Below are 22175 nucleotides of genomic sequence, written 5' to 3' on the forward strand. Positions count from 1 at the left end.
TTACATCAATTATGGCTACGTCTGATGCCAGCATACTTTTTAGAACACCACCAAAAAAACAATATAAAGTGGTTATAGTAAAAACGATATGGCGTTAACGTATGTTATCTTTTACGATAAATCTTCCAAATACCATTATTGGCAAGTGGATTGTTATAAGCGTCATTACGGCGCTTACGCGGAGTCTGTCTGCTATCGACTATTTTAAAGTCAGGTAGAGCATGGACGATGAGACCAGTACGATAAAAGCGTACCCGTTCAGGCTCTAGCATCTCACCTTTACTGTCGCGGCAAAATACATAAGCACGCAAATCAATAAACTCACGATGTGCCACTAAGCGTGCCTCATCATCGCTGTCAAACACGGCGGACATACGTGCGACTTCTTCAGCGCTATAATCACCGCACTTATCAGTCAGAGCTCCGACTGAGCCAAAGCTTTTAGATTCTTTGGCACGGGTCTTGGTCAGGTGTAATCTCTGAACATGATAGATAAACTGGGGTATCTCAAGGCTAGCTGGTAGCGGTAGATAGTCTGGCGGTAAGTTGGCTGCAGGATAAAATGCCATGGCACGGTCAATCAAGTTGTGCCAGCGTTGCTCGTAAGCCTGTACTTCTGCCAAGTTGCCTTCATAAATAGGCATATCACGAATTTGGCGCAAAACATCAGGTGGAAACTGCTCATCTCGAAAGCTGGCAATATCTTCTTGCAGCGTTGAGAGTAAAACTTTGGCGTGTTTTTTGCCATCTTTTGAAGAAGGCTCATCGATATAGTCGGGAGCGACAAAAGGTGCTGAGCGTCTAGACATGGTATCAGGTCATCAGTTGAGCGTGAATAAGATTTGTGAAGTACAAGTATATAGATTTTATAGTATACAGATTTTACATTAAAAATATGTTGGTAAACTTAGATTTTTTATTGTTTTTGACATGCTTTTACATTGATAGAGGTTAATGTGATATGAGTTCATTTAAAAGAAACAGGATTTACTTTCACTTATTATAAGCCGTGAACTATGAGTGGATATGTTTGCGGTTTGTCTTAACTGTTAATGGCTTCGACTATAGCCAGTAATAGTCATCAATGCTTGTTTTAGACGAAGTTGAGTTGGTGGTTTAGATTACCAACCAACTGGATCAATGTCTAAAGTGAGCTTGAGGTATTTGGCGCTTGGCAAGGCAAGCACTGGTTGCCACCATTGGTTTAATACATAGTGTAGTTGCCTGCGCTCTTTGGCTAACAGTAGTAACTGAACATGATAGCGGCTGTTCTTTTTACTCATTGGTGCATCGATCGGACCCAGTACAGCGAGGCTGTGTGCATTTGGTAGAATGCTAATCGCATCTTTGAGCGCTTGGGTGGGGGCTGCAAGGGTTTTGCCTTCACAGCGTATCAATGCGGCATGAGTATGAGGTGGTAAGCCCATCATTTTACGCTCTTGCAGCAATTCACGAGCAAAGGATAGGTATCCATCTTTTACCAGCTTTAATAATAGCTCATTATCAGGCTGCAAGGTTTGAATCAGTACTTGCCCAGACTTATCACCACGTCCAGCGCGTCCCGCTACTTGGATCATAAGCTGTGCGGTATGCTCAGGTGAGCGAAAATCTGCTGATAGAAATCCACGATCAGCATTAGGCAAACAAACGAGTGTGACATTAGGAAAGTGATGACCTTTTGCGACCATTTGCGTACCGACTAGGATGGCAGGCTTGCCTTCATTGATGCGTTGATAGATATTCTCCCAGCTGTCTTTACGTCGAGTGGTATCACGATCGATTTGAATAATAGGATATAGCTCTTTGCTGGTTTGCGGATTGGCAAAAATAGCGTGTAGGTTTTCGCTTAGTCTTGTCGTGCCCATCCCTTTGGTATCTAAATTTTGACTACCACAATCAGGGCACACTGTTGGAATATAGGACTGCCAGTCGCAATGATGGCATTTTAAATAAGAGCTACCGGCGTAAGTGTTGTGTTGGGACTGGCTATTATAATGAACGGTCAAATGCGCATCGCAGCGTGGACAATCTGCCTGCCAGCCGCAGGCTTCGCATAATAAAACAGGGGCATAGCCGCGACGGTTTAAAAATATTAAGACCTGATTGCCTGCCTCTAGCGTTTCTCGAATCGCGCCAATCAAGGTATCGGTCAAACCTGTGTCATAGCGTGCGCCATCGTCTTGTGTTTGCTGATGGGTGCTCTGTAGGCGAGCATCGATGAGTTGCATGGTGGCAGGATTGGCATTGCCTGGACGGGTTAGTAATTGGCATTCTAGGAGCTTGCCGTCATCAACCAGTTTTAAGTGTTCAAGAGAAGGCGTAGCCGTACCAAGCACTACAGGGATATTGGCTTGTAGCCCTCGGTATAGTGCAACGTCAGCGGCATGATAACGCAATGTATCTTGCTGTTTATAAGAGCCATCATGTGCCTCATCGACGACGATTAGCCCCAAATTGGCAAATGGATATAACAGTGATGAGCGTGTGCCGATGATGATTTGTGCATGACCTGTGCGGCAATCTTGCCATCCTTGTAAGCGATGCGTGTTGTTCAATCCAGAATGCAGCAACACAATATGTGCTGAGAACCGACTGGCAAAACGTGCGCGAGTCTGCGGTGTTAATCCGATCTCTGGCACTAAAATTAAGACTTGCTTACCAGCTTCTAATACTGCCTGCATCGCCTGTAGGTATACTTCAGTCTTGCCGCTACCAGTAATGCCGTTCAGTAAAAATCCGCTATAGCGCTCAGAGTTATGGGCAGCGACAATGGCGTCAACGGCACGCTGTTGCTCATCGTTGAGATCAAGCGGCATTTTTGCGAGTTTGACAGGTGAAGGGCTTTGTTTCGGTTCAATATAGCGCTCGATGAGGCCTTTTTCTTCCAATGTTTTTAAAAAGCTACGCTGCATTCCCTCCAGTAATAAAACATCTTCACTTGCGCCGCGCTCACCATGCAGTTTGAGCATATCAAATTGCTGTTTCTGCTTTTTTGCATTGGTACGGAAATCTTCGTCACTGACATGCGGTAAAATCCGCCAATGTGTAATCAGCAAATCTAATGGTTTGCCCTGACGAACGAGAGTAGGCAAGATAACCGCGAAAACATCACCAAGAGGATAATGGTAATAACGCGATAACCAAGCGGCGAGCTTGAGCATGTTGTCATCTAAAATTGGTTCAGCATCCAAACACCTATTGATAGGTTTGAGCTTATTGATGGGCACGCTGCTATCAGCTTCAGAAATATGAGCAATCACAATACCGATTAAAGTTTGACGACCGAATGACACTTCGACGCGGCTGCCAAGAGGTGGCATGGGAGTCGGTGCGGTATTTGGTAACGTATGGATATCTGCTGGCAGGCTATAATCAAATACCCGATAGAGGGGCACAGGCAGAGCAACTTGTACCAACATAGAATACCCCTATAGCTTATCAATGGTTGAATAATATACTGGTGCGAATGGTAAAAGTAAGTGCAAAATACATGCGATGACGAAGCGAAAGTGATGAAGCATAAGTAATGAAGCGTAGATGATGAAGTATGATAGCAATAAGCCCAAATAACTATATTTGGGCTTAATTTGGGCTTATTTTAAAATGGGCTTAGGTACTTAAGGTCTTTCGAAGCTAAGTACTGTCACTCACTATTACTATTCGATGTATAAGATAGACTCAATCTCGACCACACCACCTTTAGGTAATGCTGCTACTTGGACGGCAGCACGAGCAGGATACGGCTCGCTTAAATTGGCAACGAATACTTCGTTCAATACCGCAAAATCACTCAAATCAGTTAACGACACATTGAATTTAACCACGTCATTTAAACTGCCACCAGCAGCTTCACAGATAGCTTTGATATTTTCAAATACTTGTTCTGCTTGTGCTTTAAAGCCTTCTCTTAGCTCCATTGTATCAGGATCAAAGCCCAATTGACCTGAAATATAAACAGTGTTGCCGACTTTTACCGCTTGAGAATAAGTACCAACGGCCGCAGGCGCTTTATCAGTTTGAATAGTTTGACGAGTCATGTTTTTTTCCTTTTTATACTTTTCTGGTTTGGTAGATAGTTGCATATCATCATTTAGTAAAATCCAAACTTACCTATGCAAATGATGGTATGCATCAATTTTTTGTATCAACAATTAAGTGAGTCAGTTTATCATTATTTTTACGTTTTCTAAAATTGCCACATCAAATATTAATCATTTTATTAAGTGGTTATTGATGATAGATCATGGTGATTACTATAGTTGATACAGACGCATGATATTCGGAAAACCAAGTAATGAACGTAGCTCTCGAATACCCTGTGCTAAATGATTGCGACTACGGACAATGATATGAATGATGGTATCACTACTTCGGACATCGACGGCTTCAATACCCATATTCAACTGACGTAAATGATAAATAACTTCAGTGATTTGTTCGTCGCTGAGGGCGATAGATAGCTTCAAATAAGCATGAAAGCGAATTTTTCCAGTGTTTTTTATATCGTATTCATCTGGGCTGCCTTGTTTGACTGCTTCATCACTGCGCCAGCGTAGCTGAATTACCTGATAAGGATTGTCTTTGCGAATCTCATCTAAGGAGAAGCATTTGTGTCGATGTACGACCAAGCCATGACGTGATAGGTGACCGACGATAGGGTCGCCATAAATGGGGTGGCAACAGTTGGCAAAGTCTAGTTCTACTCCAGATGTGTTAACGATTAACTGCTGTGGTTGGGTCATGTCCTCGCTATGTTCCCGTGCTTGCAAGTCACGTACTTCATCACTGAATAAGCGAGTCACGATGAGCTGTGGTAGTAGTGTACCGGAGCTTATTTGTTCAAACAGTGCGTCTTTTTCTGTTAGTCCACGCCATTCTGTTAGGTTTTTCCAGTCACTTTCTGTTAGATCATCTAGGTTTTTTTGATAGGTTCTTAGCGCTCTAGCTAATGCTTGCTGACCGTGAAGTTTTTTGTCTGCAGCAGATAGGTCTTTAAACCATCGCAAAATCTCTTCGCGAGCTTTATTGGTCACCACAAAACCTAGCCACTCTGCTTTGGGTTCTGAGTGTTTATCAACTTCAATTTCGACAAGCTGCCCATTTTTTACGACTGTACCGAGTTTGGCTGTTTTACCTTCTATATTAGCGCCAATGGCTACATTACCTACCATAGGTCCGACGGCATAAGCGAAATCTAGCGCGGTTGCACCTTGTGGTAGTTCATAGGCGCGGCCTTTTGGGCTATAACAGATTATTTTGCTGGAATGTAGGTAATCCATGAGCTCATTAATCGTAGCGACGGCTGCGGAAAAATCGGGGCTCTGTTCATTTAAATTGTCTTCATCGACCAAGTCTTTCATATTACGCAAGGAGGCTTGAATGACGGATTGACTGACATCGGAGGCGTGCTCTGCACCAATAACGCCAAGCCTTGCTGCGCTCTGCATTTGCTTGGTTAAAATAGTTACTTTGACCACATCGTTATCACGCTCATAGATTAGCGTCAGCGATTGATTTCCGCCGGGTAGCGGCCGACGAATATTATCAGCAATATGTGTATCATCAATCTGATACTTTTTGATCAAATAATAAGCCAGCTTGTCACAAGCATCGACATTATCTAAGACAATTTCAAAAGCATAATGACGTAGTAGAGCATTGATTTCTCCACGATTGCGGAAAAACTGACGGTATATCACCACGCGATTGTCCAAGACAGTGACCAGTCCATTCAATCCTAAATTATTGAGCACAATACTCAAGTAGCGATGAATGGCTTCTCTCTGAAAGTTACGTCCTAGACCATGCTGCAGTAATTTATCAGACAGTTTGTTGTACATGTCAGAGTCAAGATTTCGATAACAAAGTACCTCAATATAGTCAGCAATGTCGTTGAGACCCATTAAACGCGCAAATGGCACATAAAAGTCCAATGTTTCTTGTGCAGTGGCACGCTGCTTTTCGGGACGTACCGCATCAAGTGTAGACATATTATGTAAGCGATCAGCAAGCTTGATGATTAGCACACGCGGATCAGCAAGTGTGGCTGTCAAAATCTTATGAAAAGTGGCGGCTTTATTTTGTTGTTTATTGTGTGAGGATGATTTTAGCTTGGTCACACCATCGACCAATCTTGCCACTACTTTGCCATAGCGCTCCTCAAGTTGTTCGTCGCTCACTTCAGTATCTTCGACGGTATCATGCAAAATTGCGGCAATGATAGTGTCTCGATCTAAGCGAAAACCTGCCAGTATCTCAGCGACTGCAATCGGGTGAGTGATATAAGGTTCCCCTGATTTGCGCTTGTCTTTAATATGCGCAATGTCACCGAACTCACAGGCATCAATAATGTCACAGCGTTCATTAGCAGTGAGATAACCTACTGAACGTAGCAAGTTGTATTGAGCGTCATCGACTAGGTGATGACTGAGTTTGGGTAAGGTTTGACTCATAAAGTAACGATCCTGTTTTTCATTACCTATCTGCCTGACTGTCTATCGAGGTAAATGGTGACTGAGTGAGTGCTGGAATACTAAAAATTTTGAGAAAAAGCTGAAAATGAATGAGTAATCCTCTAATTAATCGTAAATCACATTCAATGTCAACTGCTAAGCGAGTCGGGATGATAAAAATTTATAAATTCTAGGCGAATGTGAGATTGTGAAGTATCAATCATGATTAAAACAGCCCAAATGCTATCGTTATAATAATAAAAACCACAGACTATGCTGTGGTTTTTATTATTAAGATGTTATCACTATACCTTATCTTAGCAAGTCATTCATTAAAAGCTATGATCGCCTGATAGCGCTAAATCTAGTGAACTGGTCGCAAAGTTGTGCTCTGGCTGATTGATGATATCGCGAGTGATTTTACCAGCCGCAATTTCACGTAATGCCAATACAGTAGGCTTGTCGTTATCAACGTCAACCATTGGCTCAGCGATACCTTTGGCCAATTGACGTGCACGCTTGCTTGCCACTAAAATCAGCTCAAAGCGATTATCAACATTATCCAAACAATCTTCAATCGTCACTCGTGCCATAAATAGCTACCTCAGTTGTTTTTATTAGTGACGGACCTTGCCCGCTACTCAATAAAAATAATATCAAAAATATAAAAGGGGAATAGCTAGACATTATAGCATTTTTTGCTCAAGCGCGTAGTTGCTTTTTATCTCGATGCGTTCAATTAGCAGATAATTTGATTCTAGTGCTCGCTTTTTGCATCTGTTTTATTACCGAGTAAGTTGCTAATAGTACGATGATAGCGCTGCTGTTGACGTTTTAAAGTTTGTCTATCAGCCACGATGATAGCTTTTAATTCTGTCAGAGCCACTTCAAAGTTGTCATTAATAATTACAAAATCAGCGTTCACATACTGTGACATCTCATTGACTGAACCTGCCAAACGCTGCTCAATAACCTCTATACTATCTTGTGCACGAGTTGATAAGCGTTGACGCAAAGTGGCAATACTTGGCGGTAGAATAAAAACCATTGTTGCTTCTGTAAATATTTCTTTGACTTGTAATGCACCTTGCCAGTCAATCTCTAAAATGACATCAACGCCTGCCTCTAGTTGTGAACGTACGCTTTGTTCGGAAGTACCGTAATAGTTACCAAAAACTTCGGCATGCTCTAAAAAACTGCCTTCATCAATAGCATTTTTGAACGTGTTTATATCAGTAAAGTGATAATGATGACCGTCAATCTCGCCAGGACGCGGTGAACGTGTTGTGTGTGAGACGCTGACGGTTAAGTCATTGGTGGTGGCAAGTAATTGCTTTACCAGTGAGGTTTTACCTGTACCGGAGGCTGCGGTAATAATAAACAATGAACCTGTCATACAATTTGTCCTAATGGAATGTGTTCTGATAGAAATTAAAGACTGGTAAAAAGAAAAATCGCCATCATACAAGGCAATGAAAACCATAATGAATATGTCATTATAAACTGCTTTGATGGTTTTTATTTTACGTAAAGCCACTCTTGCAACGTGTTATTGGCGTATCAGCGATGTACATATTACTGCCTTTAGTACACTACTATTTTCAAGAGTAATGAAAGAAAATTATGCTAAAGTAGCATAATAAATTCGTCCCAATGTTTGAATTGAAGCCTTTAAAATAAGCTTTAACTATAAATTATCTAATGATAGGCCCTTTTATGCAAATTTATCTTGCCAATCCACGTGGGTTTTGTGCTGGTGTGGATCGAGCGATTGCGATTGTAAACGAAGCATTGACACGCTTTGAACCACCTATTTATGTCCGCCATGAAGTGGTACATAACAAATTTGTCGTCTCTGACTTGGCCAATCGTGGTGCCGTCTTCGTTGAAGAGCTTGACGAAGTGCCGGATGGTTCAATCGTCATTTTTTCCGCCCATGGAGTATCAAAGGCGGTCGAAGATGAGGCAGAACGTCGTGATTTGACGGTATTTGATGCGACATGTCCTTTGGTCACTAAAGTACATATTGAAGTGGCCAAGTTTGCACAAGAGGGCATGGATGCGGTACTGATTGGTCATGCTGGGCATCCAGAAGTCGAGGGCACCATGGGACGCTTTAATCGCCGTCATGGTGGACATATTCATTTGGTCGAAAATGAAAGTGATGTCGCCGCATTGACCGTGCAAAACGATGAGCGCTTAGCTTTTGTCACGCAAACGACATTGTCTATGGATGATACAGCACGTGTCATTGATGCATTACGTGACAAATTTCCTAGTATCCAAGGTCCACGTAAAGATGATATTTGCTACGCCACTCAAAACCGTCAAGATGCGGTAAAAGATTTGGCCAGTCGCTGTGAAGTGGTTTTAGTCGTTGGTTCACCAAATTCATCAAACTCTAATCGTCTGCGTGAGTTAGCAGAGCGTATGGATTGTCGCGCTTACTTGATTGACAATGCCCGTGAAATGGATAGCAGTTGGTTGGATGGCGTGCAGAGTATTGGTGTGACTGCTGGTGCATCAGCGCCTGAAGTATTGATTCAAGAAGTACTACAGCAGCTACAAGATTGGGGTGGTGATTTACCTAGCGAGTTGTCAGGTATTGAGGAGAATGTGACGTTCAGTCTGCCTAAAGCATTGCGCATCCCGATTACCCAAGTGGGTAAGTAAGGTCAGATATAGGAGCTTAGGGTATGTCGTTTATTGGCAGTGTTTGATACTGTAAATCTCACCATCTAAATGATGACATGCCTTAACAAAAATCAGCTATTATAAAAGCTGTTGACCAAAAACAACCTACTATGAGCAAAGTAGAATGAAAAAGCAAAAGAGTAGATTTGTCTTAGCAAGTGCCACTCTGACTGAAGTTAATCAGCAATTAAAAATGAATATGTTGGTGACTGTGGTAGTGATATTTGTGCTGTTTATGAACATGATGAAGTTCATGGCAGAAAAAACGTTTTTTTATGCAGCTCTAGTAGTATTGATGGTTGTTTTATTATTTTTTATAAGAAAGGCTCGTAATATTCTCATAATAAGAAAGCAAGAGTTGACGCAATAAAATAAAGAGTACGAAATATAGGACAGTTATGGCAGCTTATTACCAATTTATCAAACGTGAACAGCAGGACGATGGTGTCACTGTTGCTTATTATAAGCCAACTGAGCATGCACAAGGTGCTTGGAATGAGCACGAGCAACACATGGCACCAGCAACAGGATTGCTGACTGCTGAGCTCACAGGCTATGTCCCGCAAGCAAATACCCGTGTTGCTCGTATCAGCCTTGATATTTTAGGGCTGATACCGCTTGATGATTTTACCATTACCACGCGTTGTATTCGTCCAGGCAAGACGATTGAGCTTATTGAGGCGGTAATGAGCAGTCGTGGCCGTGACGCTATCATTGCTCGCGCGTGGCGACTCATGACTCAAGACACCAGCTCGATAGCAGGAATTGAAGATCGAAAAGCCAAACACAAACCTGAAGACTTGCCAGTTTGGAATGATATGCAAGGCTGGCCGGGCGGTTTTATTGAGAGTGTGCGCTTAGTTGCTGACCCTGAGCGTCGACCTGGTAAAGGCATGGTATGGATAACCAATGATGTAGAAATGGTAGAGGGCCAGCTTACTGATGATATGGTGCATTTAGTGGGTATGGTTGATACTGCCAATGGTGTTGTACCGCGACTCGGTCTCGGTTTATCAGGGTTAGAGTGGATGTTTCCTAATACTGATTTACAAATTCACATGCATCGTGTGCCGAAAGGCCGTTGGCTCGGTATCGAAGCTGTACAACAGTACGGCGATGACGGCATAGGGCTTACCAGTGCCGTATTGCATGATGTACATGGGCCTTTTGGGCGTAGTGAGCAAATTCTGACCATTCGTCCGATGCCTCGCTAGTTTTTAACCTTCTCTATTGTTTGGTAAAACAAAACAAAAATATATAGTTAATTTATTTTACAAATTTATAGTAATCGGTTGTAATGGTTCTAACAAAACAATGTTATTGCACTTAAAGGTTACTATGAAAACAGATAGTCGTTTTTCGAAAAAATTTACTACTCTTCTGGATATATTGATAGAAGCTTATTCAGAATAGGTTTTGTACTTTAAATGATTTACTATCCAAAGGAGAAGACCCGTGAGCGATAAAAAATGTCCATACGCACCTACACAGTTAACAATGGGTAATGGTGCACCAGTTGCTGATAATCAAAACAGCATGACCGCAGGTAAGCGCGGACCCTTATTGGCGCAAGATATTTGGCTAAATGAGAAGCTAGGTAACTTTGTTCGTGAGGTTATCCCAGAGCGTCGTATGCATGCCAAAGGTTCTGGTGCATTTGGTACGTTTACTGTGACCAATGACATCAGTCAATATACTCGAGCCAAAATATTCAGTGAAGTGGGCAAGCAGACCGAGATGTTTGCGCGCTTCAGTACAGTTGCAGGTGAGCGTGGTGCTGCTGATGCTGAGCGTGATATTCGTGGCTTTGCGCTAAAATTTTATACAGAAGAGGGCAACTGGGATTTGGTAGGTAATAACACACCAGTATTCTTCTTACGCGATCCACGTAAGTTTCCAGATTTAAACAAAGCCGTAAAACGTGATCCACGTACCAATATGCGCTCGGCGACCAACAACTGGGACTTTTGGACTTTATTACCAGAATCCTTTCATCAGGTTACCGTGGTAATGAGTGATCGTGGTATCCCCGCCTCATATAGAAACATGCATGGTTTTGGCTCGCATACTTATAGCTTTTGGAATGAAGCCAACGAGCGTTTTTGGGTTAAGTTTCATTTTCGTACTCAGCAAGGCATCAAAAATTTGACCGATGCTGAAGCAGCCGAAGTCGTTGCTATGGACCGTGAAAGCAATCAAAAAGACTTATATGATGCCATTGAAAATAGTGATTTTCCAAAATGGAAGCTCTATGTGCAAATCATGCCAGAAGCTGAGGCTGATACCGTTCCTTATCATCCATTTGATTTGACTAAGGTATGGCCAAAAGGTGATTATCCTTTGATAGAGGTTGGTGAGTTTGAATTGAACAAAAACGCTGATAACTATTTTGTTGATGTTGAGCAAGCAGCATTCGCACCAAGTAATTTGGTGCCGGGTATCAGTGTCTCACCAGATAAGATGCTACAAAATCGTTTGATTAACTATGCCGATGCCCAGCGTTATCGTGTTGGTGTTAATCATCAGCAGATTCCTGTCAATAAACCACGCTGCCCAGTGATGAGCAATCACCGTGATGGTCAAGGACGTGTCGATAATAATTATGGTAGTCGTCCACACTATGAGCCAAATAGTTTTAGCCAATGGCAGGAGCAGCCGGATTATGCTGAGCCACCATTGAAAATTGATGGTGATGCAGCACACTATGATTTTCGTGAAGATGATAGCGACTACTTTAGCCAACCCCGTGCGTTATTCAATTTAATGAGTGCTGAGCAGCAGCAAGTATTATTTGAAAATACCGCAAGAAATATGGCTGGCGTACCTGACTTTATTCAGTATCGTCACATTCGTAATTGTAATTGGTGTGACCCTGCTTATGGTGAAGGTGTGGCTAACGCATTAGGTTTAAGCGTTGAAGATGCAATGGCAGCTCGTGACTCAGATCCAGCGCGTCACCTTGCTAGCTGTTTATAATTAATAGGTACCATACGTAGACATGGTACGAAAGCCATTAAGCTTTTGATTTTCAATATAATGACACCACCTTAGGGAACTAGGGTGGTGTTTTTTATTGAATAAATGTTTTTAGCTTGAAATTTTCACCTATGCCCCTATTAGTATAAACAGCTTAATAGTATTTAACGCTAGAGCGGTTTTGATATTATTAGAGCCTTTTTGATGTGTTTTACTGTTACTTATAATAAGTTTTTAATGGAATTTAAAGGAGTGTTTTATGAGTGAAGCAACTCAAGCCGATGGCCTAAACCCTGAATTAAAAAAACATACATTTGAAGCAGAAGTAGCGCAGTTGCTACACTTAGTGACGCATTCGCTATATTCTAATGCGGATATATTTGTGCGTGAGTTGGTCTCAAACGCCTCGGATGCTTGCGATAAATTGCGTTTTGAAGCAAATAATGACGATAGCCTTTATGAAGATGATGGCGAGCTAAAAATTCGTATCGATCTTGATGAAGAGGCGAAAACCATTACCTTTACCGATAATGGTATTGGTATGAATGAAACAGATGCTATTGAAAATTTAGGGACAATTGCTAAGTCAGGTACCAAAGCATTTTTGGATAAATTATCTGAATCACAAAAGCAAGATGGTCAGTTAATTGGACAGTTCGGTGTGGGTTTCTACTCAGGATTTATCGTAGCGGATACGATTAGCGTTGAATCACGCAAAGCTGGAGAGCCTGCTGACAAGGGTGTACGCTGGGTATCAGACGGTACAGGTAGCTTTACAGTAGAACCTATCACAAAGGTCGCTCGCGGCACTGCCATCACTTTGCATCTCAAAGAAGAGTACTCTGAAGGTGAAGACAGCTACTTAGATCGTGGTAAAATTAAGCGTTTAGTCAATAAATACTCAGATCACATCAGCTTACCGATTCAAATGCGTAAAGAAATCTGGCAAGAAGACGTAAAAGAAGATGAGAACGATGACACGCCGGCTAGTGGCGAGATGGTATTGACTGATGAATGGGAAACCATCAACAAAGCCAGTGCATTATGGACACGTTCAGCATCTGAGATTGAAGATGATGAGTATGTTGATTTTTATAAAAACATCTCGTATGACATGGATGCACCGCTTACTTGGACGCACAACCGTGTTGAAGGTCGTGTTCAGTACACTCAATTGTTATATATCCCCAAAAAAGCACCAGCGGATTTGTATACTCGCGAACAGCAACATGGTCTGAAATTGTATGTTAAGCGTGTCTTTATTATGGATGAAGCCGAGCAGCTCCTGCCGATGTACCTACGCTTCGTCAAAGGTGTTATCGACTCAGCCGACTTACCATTGAACGTTAGCCGTGAGCTACTACAAGAGTCACGTGATGTAAAATCTATTCGTGATGGTAACGCTCGTCGTATTCTGACGACATTGGCAAGTTTGGCCAATAGCGAAGACAGCGATAAGCAAGAGAAGTTTGCTCAGTTCTATGCTGAGTTTGGTGATGTCATCAAAGAAGGTTTAGGCGAAGACATGGGCAATCAAGAACGTATTGCCAAGTTGCTTCGTTATGCGACGAGTACAAGTGACAAAGTTGAAACTAGCTTTGAAGACTACAAAGGTCGCATGAAAGAAGGCCAAAAAGCCATCTATTATCTAACAGCTGATAATTTGGCAGCGGCAAAGAACAGCCCTCAGTTAGAGTTGTTCAAAAAGAAAGGCATCGAAGTTATCTTGATGACCAGTCGTGTTGATGAATGGGCAATGAATTTCTTGACCTCATTTGATGAAACACCGCTACAAAACATCGCCAAAGGTGCAGTGGATTTAGGTGATTTGCAAGATGAAGCTGAAAAAGCAGAGGCTGAAAAAGCAGAAGAAAGCTTAAAGCCGGTGGTTGATAAGCTAAAATCTGCTCTAGGCGAACGAGCTAAAGATGTAAAAGTATCCACTCGTTTGGTTGATAGCCCAGCTTGTTTGGTTGTGGGTGAGGGTGAGCTATCACCACAGATGATCCAAATGCTGAACCAGATGGGACAAGATGTACCGGAGAGCAAGCCAACGCTCGAAGTAAACCCTGAGCACCCATTAATCAGAAAACTTGAAAGTAGCGAGCAATTTGATGACTTGGCTCAAGTGATTTTTGATCAAGCATTATTAGCAGATGGTGGTCAACTAGATGATCCAGCGGCTTATCTAAAACGTGTTAATGAGCTATTGATGAAATAATGGTTATTATTTCATCAACAAAGAGGTCTTGCTTGCAAGACCTCTTTTTTATTTTTAATTTGCATATGAGTAATTTTACAAATCAGTCTTATCCTCTAGACTAACAATCCGTTACAATTAAGATAGATTAGCAAGCTAGACTGTTAGTCCTAGTTTTCAGTTTTTGCTTTTCACCTCTTATAATCATTTCATAGTGAATCAAATATAAACTTGCTGTCCATCTGACTCGTTGAAAAGTCAATAAACGATATCAGATGATACAAATAGTAAAACACTTATCATTGGCTCACTTTATTTTTCTCGGCTGGCTAGAGGTTTAAGTCTTTGTCACTTGCGTCGTTAAAAACTGTATCGCTTCAGCGCTTTTCGCTCAACTTCGCTGCCAATATTATTGCCACTTTGTGGATGTTGGTAGGGTCAACCCGTGCGTTTTCTTGGGTCAAACCGACTTTTATGCAGTTTGCTGTGTTTGCACTATCAGCACTTGGTAGCAATGTGCTGTTTTCGTGGTTGGCTGCGGAAAATAGTAGTGTCTTTAATGAGCAGGGGCTGGTTAGCTATTTGATTTGGCCAATGATTATCCTGTTGGGTGGCATTATCTTGGCACGACGTGCAGGCAATCAAGCACTGGTATTTGTACCAGTGGTGTTATGGTTGGTCGCTGATACATTGTCAGCTTTATTACAAAGCTTAGTACAATACTTGAGTAGTTATGGTTGGCTGCCTGATTGGAGCTATTCATTTTTACCCATTTTATTTTTAGTGCTGTTTTTATGGCAGACATTGGCATTACTATGGATTTTTTTCCATCGTTTCCGGCTGCCTTGGTGGGAGCGAGTGATTGTATTGGTAGGTGCTGTTGCACTTTTGACAATTTGGCAGCGTAATGTTACTGACCAACCCATATTTAAGCAGATTCCTATAGAGCCAGTTTTAGAAGAAGCTGCATTATATGAGCAGCCACGTCTATTGCAACAAGCTTTAAATAGTATTGATCCAAGTATCTTGGGAAAAACCGACTGGTACTTTATGGGTGTTGCAGGGTTCTCGGATCAAAATGTCTTCCGTTCTGAAATTAATAAAGTACGTGAGTTATTTGATGTACGCTTTGGTACTAGTGGCCATTCTCTATCATTAATCAATAATACTTATAGCTGGCTAGATGAGCCAATCGCTACCAAAACTAGTATTTTACGCGGTTTAAAAAGAATCGGTCAGCAGATGAATGCTGACGAAGATGTATTATTCCTCACACTATCCTCACATGGCAATGAGAACATCATACAACTCGCCAATCCACCATTAGCAATGGAAAACTTAGATGCAGCCTGGTTACGTGCTGCTTTAGATGATTCAGGCATTCGTTGGCGGGTGATTGTGGTCTCTGCTTGTTATTCAGGATCATTCATCGATGAGTTGGCATCTCCGACCACGGTAGTGATTACAGCATCAGCTACTGAAAAAGCTTCATTTGGCTGTACCAATACCGCAGAGATGACCTATTTTGGTCAAGCGTTTTTCGCTGAAAGCATGCGAGACAACACCAGCTTTGAGTCTGCCTTTAAAGATGCTCGTCTACGTGTCAGTGAAAAAGAGAGTTTGATGGGTTTTGAATCGTCAGACCCGCAGGTGTTTATTGGTAGTCTTATGGAAACGGCTTTACCTGCGTTTGAACGAGTACTATTTGATAAAGCACGACCATCAGTTGCTAGCATCACTGAGGACTCCAATACGACTGTTATTCCTATCGGGGATAATAATGAGGTGAGTCCGCCAATGGTGACGACAGTCATAACCACGGAATAAGTATCTGCTATTCATTTATAAGGGATGACATTATAGAGGCTTTTTGATAGAAGCTTTTATAAGTCATCATGTGTTTTTCTTTAGATAAAAGGAGCGTTACTCATGAATCATTCTTACAATCACAGTTTGTCTGCCAATTCACAACTCACTCAACAAAGTGTGAATCGCTGTTTTGATGGAGAGCAACATTATTATAGCCATCAATCGGCAACGACTAAAACGCCAATGACGTTTAGTGTTTATCTACCGGATGAAGCACTTGCTGGCCGTCTTTGCCCAGCAGTTTTGTATTTATCAGGCCTCACTTGTAATGCTGACAATGTTACGCACAAAGCACATTTTCAACAAAAATGTAGTGATCTTGGCATGATATTTATCGCACCTGACACCTCTCCTCGCAGTAGTGAAGGCAATGATGTGGCCAACGATGAGCGTTATTTTGTTGGGCAAGGCGCTAGTTACTATGTTGATGCCACGCAAGCACCTTGGGCAGAGCATTTTAATATGCAAAGTTACATCGTCGATGAGCTACATGATTTGCTACGTTCAGAGTTCCCGATTCAAAGTATTGGTATCACAGGGCACTCTATGGGTGGTCATGGCGCATTGTTATTAGGCTTTAAGTTTCCAGGAAAATTTGTCAGTGTCTCAGCATTATCGCCAGTATGTGCAGCCAGTGAGTCAGCGTGGGGAGAGGCTGCCTATACAGAATATTTTGGTGATGATAAATCACTATGGTTACAATCAGATGCCTCAAAAGTGATTGAAGAAGTTGGTCAGCAGTATTCGAGTATTTTGGTCGATCAAGGTGCTGATGACAATTTTTTAGCAGAAGGTCAACTACAAACTGCTAAATTGCAGCAAGCTTGTGAAAAAGTAAAACAGCCTTTAACCCTACGCTATCAAGCGGGTCACGATCATAGTTATTACTTTATTCAGAGCATCATTGATGATCATATCGAACATCATTGGCGCATGGCGCAACTTAGCTAGGCACTGATATCGAGCTATTTTCGCTATGCTGTCAGAACTAGAACCGAGTATTTAAAAGGTAAATTTATGGCAAGTTATCAAGACTCAACGGCATTTAATGCTAGTACGCGTTCTGTGTGCGATCAGCAATCAGACGCTAGCGCTGCGAAGTCAGCGCTGGCGACTATGCAAGCAGATATGGATGCAGCGTTAAAGAACAAGCAGCAGACCAGTCATGAAAATAACGACCAAATATCTCAAGTCCAGTCAGAAGCGTTTATTGCAAAAAACGTCAACAGCGAGGGTGAGCAGGTGCTTGATGAGTCGCAACACTCACGAGTGATAGAGATGGCATGGGAAGACAGAACACCATTTGGGGCAATAGAGTATAGCTACGGTCTCAATGAAGCTGGTGTCATTAAGCTCATGCGTCAAACGCTAAAGCCATCATCTTTTCGCTTGTGGCGTCAGAGAGTCAGCAGCCGTGCGACCAAACATCAAGCGAAACGTGATTTTGGCGTGGGTCGTGCTTACTGTAAAACTCAGTATAAGCCGCGATAGTTTTTTTATTCAATATCGATGCATGAAAGGCTTATAATAGTGTATAAGCCAGCATCTAACTTTTATTCTATCAGTACTTTATTTACATATAAATTAGGTAGTTCTACTATGATTAGCCCTTCTAAGCCATATCTAATAGCCCCATCCATACTTTCAGCTGATTTTGCACGTTTAGGAGAAGAGGTTGAAAAGGTATTAGAGTCAGGTGCCGATGTAATTCATTTTGATGTGATGGACAATCATTATGTACCCAACTTAACATTTGGTAGTATGATTTGTCAGGCATTGCGAGATTATGGTATTGATGCTCCCATTGATGTACACCTTATGGTATCACCAGTTGATAGCATGATTGAGCAATTTCTAGAAGCGGGTGCGAGCGTTATCACTTTTCACCCAGAAGCGAGTGGACACATTGATCGTTCGTTACAATTGATTAAAGATGGTGGTGCAGAGTGTGGTTTGGTATTGAACCCAGCGACTCCGCTGCATTATTTAGATTATGTCATGGATAAAGTGGATCAAATCTTACTAATGAGCGTCAACCCTGGTTATGGTGGCCAATCATTTATTGAAGGTACCTTAGAGAAGGTTCGCCAAGTTCGCCAGCGTATTATTACAAGCGGTCGTGATATTAGACTAGAAGTGGATGGTGGTATCAAAGCCAATAATATTCGTGCGATTGCAGAAGCAGGTGCTGATATGTTTGTTGCAGGTTCTGCGATATTTAATCAAGAAGACTATAAAAATGCTATTGATGAGATGCGCGCAGAGCTGGCACTGGCTAACGGTAAGTAATTGTAGTCAGTAGTTATAGCCAAATGACATAGCATGTTTTTTGACCTGATTTATGGACGCATCAAAAACTCACTCAAAAAATATGCTTATATATGGCCATCAAATACGCCCCACGATTAATGACGTAGTATGGTTCATTATGAAGTACGATTCACAATGATATATGATAGCGAGTTACACAAAGGTGAAGTATGAATACAAACAATTCAACCGACTTGTCAACGCCGTCTGAATCAGAGACAAGCTCAGCACAGCAACGTCAGGAACAGCCAATACAACGCAGTTTGGTACCGAGAGGTATTACCATTGGCTTAGCAATGTTTGCACTTGTGCTTAGTCTAGCAGGGTATGGTTTTCGCTTGATGGTAGGCGATGATGTAGGAGAGGTAGTACGTCATGCAGCCGTGATAGTACCCTCGTTTATGATTGGTATTCCCCTGTTTTTTTGGGTAGGCTCACGTATAGTTAACAAGATTAAAGGCATGCATATAGAGGGATGGAATGCGATTAGTTTGGGTTATTTAACGTCTTGTATCTCGATGCTATGGTTGATGGGCACTTATAGTTGAATGATTTTATAGTCAGTACTTTATAAATTAGACATGCTGCCAACTATACAGATTATTTATGATGCTATCACTGATACTGCTGCATAATTAATATGATGTTTTTATAAGTTTTTTACACACTTTTTAACCACTAAGTCATGCTCTATAAGCATGACTGGAATTTCACATGCGAATCATGCCTACTAATATTGCCAATATTATCTACCCAAAAGACTTACCAAATGGTTTGTTTACTAGTTTGATCATAGCATGTTTGCTACTAGGGTTATCCTCGTTGCGTCATGGTACGGACTTTCAAGGTTGGCTCAATGTCATGGAAAATTGGCTGATTATGCTGTTGATACTGCCTACTGCTACCGCCACGGTGGCACTGCCTTTTAAATATCGCGATCCAACTCTTGAGCTAAAACTGGTTTATTATTTGGGGATGTTCGTCGCTTTCTTATTTACTTTAGGAAAACTGCGTTACTGGCGCTGATTTTTTCATAAGTTTTATGCTTAAGTGGTTACCTATAGAGAAGACTTATGTGACAGCACTTGAATTTGATGGCCAAAGCGTCCATTGTATAAGGACGATGATCTCCCCGTATTGCTGTAAGAGGTTAAGTTTTTACACGCAATTGTCTTTATACATAATTAGACGGGATAATAAGGAAAAAATTAATGCCATATGATATCGATAATGATATAGAAGTAGATAATGAGAGTACTGACCAATTTGCAGGATTTGCGAAAGAAACCACACTGGAGCTGGTAGAAGCCGAAGACGGTAGGTTGTTATTGCGTGATGCGGAACAAGATGAAGCGCCACTGATGACGATAGATTTTTCTGAAAAACTGAAAGAAATACTGGGTACTGATACGCAAGCGATTGGTCAGCATATGATTCATGCGGCGATTCAAGTCATTATGCAAAAGCAGATGAGTCAGTGGCATGCACATGTTTATGACAAAGAGCCAGCGCATTACAGTTGATTGATATTACAGAGAAGTGATTTTGATAATCACAATTTTGGTGTGACAAATTCTGATGTGACAATGGATACCTCAATTAAAATCAATGAGCAATAAAAAAAGGGTTTATCAATTGATAAACCCTTTTTTATACAAATAATTTATTTAAACAATAAATTATTTGATTTTAGCTTCTTTAAAAACAACGTGCTGGCGTACTTTTGGATCGTATTTCTTAATTTCCATTTTGCCAGGCATAGTGCGCTTGTTTTTGGTAGTGGTATAGTAATACCCAGTACCAGCAGTTGATACTAACTTAATTTTATCTCTCATGATAGCTTTCCTGTAAATGAGGGGTCTTCAAACGATAGGTACGGATCTAAAAGGTTAAGTGGCTACACAAGGTGATTATATAAAATAACTATATAAAAGGTAGCAGAATGGCAGCTTAACGGTTGAAAATTATCAATACACTAAGCTGCAAGTCTCAACTTAAATCTTTTGACCTTGTGCGCGCATATCTGCTAGCACTTTATCGATACCAAGTTTGTCAATGATGCGCATACCTTTGGTAGACACACGTAGACGTACAAAACGATTTTCAGACTCTACCCAAAAACGATGGTTGTGAAGGTTTGGTAGAAAGCGACGACGGGTTTTGTTGTTTGCGTGCGAAACATTATTACCCACCATAGGGCGCTTTCCAGTCACTTGGCAAACTCGAGACATGGCGAACTCCTAATCTATGAGGTATGAGTTTTTCTCATACCAGTCTGGGCAAGTTGCACGTTTTTGCGGCATGGACACAGCAAGCGGCAGCTTTGCACCAAACAAAACTATATGAATGTTGAGTTGGCATTGTTGTTATCTAAAGGCAAATAACAGGCGTACCAATTCAGAAAATTTTAAAGCCGACATTTATACCATAAAAGAGATGAATACTCAAATATTTTTATGATTATTGTGGTTTTAAGGGTGGTTATTATACCTCGAAATGCAGCGGCTATGTTGTTGATTATCTAATAGTAAAGATTATTTTTCAGTTAACCTGTTATTTATGCAATTGTTATAAAAAACAACCAACTCATTCAGCAAAGATTCAAAAAAAAGACTAAAATAACCAGTTTACTATGCTCTAGCATTTGGCTTTAGTAGCAGGTTTCATTTTTTTAATTGGGTTTACTATGTCAGATAATACAAATATTGTTTCGCCATCGAACACGCAGCCTAGTAGTACTTCTCCTAATACGCCAACAACGGCTGCTATCGATACCGCGACATTACTGATTAAGTGCAAAGATCAGGCGGGTATCGTGCAAGCGGTATCTGAGTTTATTCATCGTTATGGTGCTAATATTATTACGCTTGATCAATATTCCACTGCTCATGAAGGCGGTCAGTATTTTATGCGTTTAGAGTTTGCCTTGGCAGGATTGAGCGATATCATTGATAATTTTAAAGCCAGCTTCAATCATACGGTGGCTAGACGTTATAATATGGAATGGCGGTTACATAACAATGCGATCAAAACCAAGGTTGGTATTTTGGTATCGAAATTTGATCATGCGTTGTTAGATTTGTTATGGCGGCATCAGCGTGGTCTGCTTGATTGTGATATTACTTGTGTGGTTAGTAATCACCCTGATTTGCGTCAAGCGGTAGAAAACTTCGGTATCACTTTTCATCATGTGCCTGTTAGCAAAGCCAATAAAGCAGAGGCAGAAGAGCAAATTCATGAGCTGATGGCGGGCAATGACTTGCTCGTATTAGCGCGTTATATGCAGATATTATCATCTGATTTTGTGAAGCGTTGGCCGATGAAAGTCATCAATATCCATCACTCATTCTTGCCAGCCTTTGTGGGAGCGGACCCTTATCGTCAGGCCTATGATAAAGGCGTGAAACTGATTGGTGCAACGGCGCATTATGTTACTGCTGAATTGGATCAAGGGCCTATTATTGAGCAAGATGTGCATCGCGTGACGCATCGTCAAGGTGTGACTGAGTTGCGTGCTATAGGGCGTGATATTGAGCGTAATGTATTGGCGCGTGCGGTCAATTGGCATGTGCAAAATCGTGTGATTGTAGCGGGTAATAAGACGGTGGTTTTTAATTAAAACATTCGACAGTTAGTTTTTATAAAAACATAGCCGTCAGTGGTTATAACTGCTG

General features: G+C 41.4%; 21 protein-coding genes. 13 read left to right on the forward strand and 8 right to left on the reverse strand.

Annotated elements, in window-relative coordinates; all coding sequences use genetic code 11:
- Nucleotides 1–104 precede the first annotated feature (104 nt).
- The 6 genes from EI164_RS05430 to gmk form a co-directional block, all read right to left on the reverse strand.
- Nucleotides 105–809 (reverse strand): hypothetical protein, encoded by a 705-nt coding sequence (locus EI164_RS05430; RefSeq protein WP_192518972.1) that lies wholly within the window; start codon nucleotides 807–809, stop codon nucleotides 105–107.
- A gap of 312 nt (nucleotides 810–1121) precedes the next feature.
- Nucleotides 1122–3419: a primosomal protein N' gene (locus tag EI164_RS05435; RefSeq protein WP_192518973.1), complete on the reverse strand. Its 2298-nt coding sequence runs from the start codon at nucleotides 3417–3419 to the stop codon at nucleotides 1122–1124.
- A 237-nt stretch (nucleotides 3420–3656) separates the two neighbouring features.
- Nucleotides 3657–4037 (reverse strand): RidA family protein, encoded by a 381-nt coding sequence (locus EI164_RS05440; protein WP_057761400.1) that lies wholly within the window; start codon nucleotides 4035–4037, stop codon nucleotides 3657–3659.
- A 216-nt stretch (nucleotides 4038–4253) separates the two neighbouring features.
- Nucleotides 4254–6452: a RelA/SpoT family protein gene (locus EI164_RS05445; RefSeq protein WP_192518974.1), complete on the reverse strand. Its 2199-nt coding sequence runs from the start codon at nucleotides 6450–6452 to the stop codon at nucleotides 4254–4256.
- A gap of 332 nt (nucleotides 6453–6784) precedes the next feature.
- Nucleotides 6785–7045 carry a DNA-directed RNA polymerase subunit omega gene (gene rpoZ, locus EI164_RS05450; RefSeq protein WP_192518975.1) on the reverse strand — a complete coding sequence of 87 codons (261 nt, stop codon included), beginning with the start codon at nucleotides 7043–7045 and terminating at the stop codon, nucleotides 6785–6787.
- A gap of 164 nt (nucleotides 7046–7209) precedes the next feature.
- Complete coding sequence (gene gmk, locus EI164_RS05455; protein WP_192518976.1) at nucleotides 7210–7848, reverse strand: guanylate kinase; 639 nt, start codon at nucleotides 7846–7848, stop codon at nucleotides 7210–7212.
- A gap of 320 nt (nucleotides 7849–8168) precedes the next feature.
- Between gmk and ispH the strand changes: the two genes are divergently transcribed.
- From ispH to EI164_RS05515, 12 genes are all read left to right on the forward strand, one after another.
- The gene (gene ispH, locus EI164_RS05460) at nucleotides 8169–9125 is read left to right on the forward strand and encodes a 4-hydroxy-3-methylbut-2-enyl diphosphate reductase (RefSeq protein WP_192518977.1); all 957 of its coding nucleotides are present in this window, start codon (nucleotides 8169–8171) and stop codon (nucleotides 9123–9125) included.
- A gap of 145 nt (nucleotides 9126–9270) precedes the next feature.
- Entirely contained in the window at nucleotides 9271–9516 is a 246-nt protein-coding gene (locus EI164_RS05465) for a hypothetical protein (RefSeq protein ID WP_192518978.1), read from the forward strand.
- Nucleotides 9517–9544: 28 nt separating this feature from the next.
- Complete coding sequence (locus tag EI164_RS05470) at nucleotides 9545–10360, forward strand: thioesterase family protein (protein ID WP_192518979.1); 816 nt, start codon at nucleotides 9545–9547, stop codon at nucleotides 10358–10360.
- Between the two features lie 283 nt (nucleotides 10361–10643).
- Entirely contained in the window at nucleotides 10644–12122 is a 1479-nt protein-coding gene (locus tag EI164_RS05475) for a catalase (protein WP_225739131.1), read from the forward strand.
- Between the two features lie 259 nt (nucleotides 12123–12381).
- Entirely contained in the window at nucleotides 12382–14343 is a 1962-nt protein-coding gene (gene htpG / locus EI164_RS05480; RefSeq protein ID WP_192518981.1) for a molecular chaperone HtpG, read from the forward strand.
- A gap of 324 nt (nucleotides 14344–14667) precedes the next feature.
- Entirely contained in the window at nucleotides 14668–16149 is a 1482-nt protein-coding gene (locus EI164_RS05485; protein WP_192518982.1) for a C13 family peptidase, read from the forward strand.
- Nucleotides 16150–16251: 102 nt separating this feature from the next.
- Nucleotides 16252–17142, forward strand: coding sequence for an S-formylglutathione hydrolase (fghA, locus tag EI164_RS05490; protein ID WP_192518983.1), 891 nt, complete (start codon nucleotides 16252–16254; stop codon nucleotides 17140–17142).
- A gap of 291 nt (nucleotides 17143–17433) precedes the next feature.
- Complete coding sequence (locus EI164_RS17400; RefSeq protein WP_318779518.1) at nucleotides 17434–17682, forward strand: TIGR03643 family protein; 249 nt, start codon at nucleotides 17434–17436, stop codon at nucleotides 17680–17682.
- A gap of 108 nt (nucleotides 17683–17790) precedes the next feature.
- The gene (gene rpe / locus EI164_RS05500; RefSeq protein ID WP_192518985.1) at nucleotides 17791–18480 is read left to right on the forward strand and encodes a ribulose-phosphate 3-epimerase; all 690 of its coding nucleotides are present in this window, start codon (nucleotides 17791–17793) and stop codon (nucleotides 18478–18480) included.
- 191 nt (nucleotides 18481–18671) lie between these two features.
- Nucleotides 18672–19049: a hypothetical protein gene (locus tag EI164_RS05505; protein ID WP_225739129.1), complete on the forward strand. Its 378-nt coding sequence runs from the start codon at nucleotides 18672–18674 to the stop codon at nucleotides 19047–19049.
- 166 nt (nucleotides 19050–19215) lie between these two features.
- Nucleotides 19216–19527, forward strand: coding sequence for a hypothetical protein (locus EI164_RS05510; protein ID WP_192518986.1), 312 nt, complete (start codon nucleotides 19216–19218; stop codon nucleotides 19525–19527).
- Nucleotides 19528–19712: 185 nt separating this feature from the next.
- A complete protein-coding gene (locus EI164_RS05515) occupies nucleotides 19713–20024 on the forward strand; it encodes a hypothetical protein (protein WP_192518987.1) in 312 nt (103 codons plus the stop codon).
- 156 nt (nucleotides 20025–20180) lie between these two features.
- Here EI164_RS05515 and rpmG read toward each other — a convergent pair whose 3' ends face one another.
- Together rpmG and rpmB are read right to left on the reverse strand one after the other, a co-directional pair.
- Nucleotides 20181–20336 carry a 50S ribosomal protein L33 gene (gene rpmG / locus EI164_RS05520; RefSeq protein ID WP_192518988.1) on the reverse strand — a complete coding sequence of 52 codons (156 nt, stop codon included), beginning with the start codon at nucleotides 20334–20336 and terminating at the stop codon, nucleotides 20181–20183.
- Nucleotides 20337–20495: 159 nt separating this feature from the next.
- The gene (gene rpmB, locus EI164_RS05525; RefSeq protein WP_192518989.1) at nucleotides 20496–20732 is read right to left on the reverse strand and encodes a 50S ribosomal protein L28; all 237 of its coding nucleotides are present in this window, start codon (nucleotides 20730–20732) and stop codon (nucleotides 20496–20498) included.
- 455 nt (nucleotides 20733–21187) lie between these two features.
- On the opposite strand from rpmB, the gene purU reads away from it, so the two are divergent.
- Entirely contained in the window at nucleotides 21188–22120 is a 933-nt protein-coding gene (gene purU / locus EI164_RS05530) for a formyltetrahydrofolate deformylase (protein ID WP_225739130.1), read from the forward strand.
- Nucleotides 22121–22175 lie beyond the last annotated feature (55 nt).

It is taken from the genome of Psychrobacter sp. FME13 (genome assembly GCF_014861395.1).
GTDB lineage: Bacteria > Pseudomonadota > Gammaproteobacteria > Pseudomonadales > Moraxellaceae > Psychrobacter.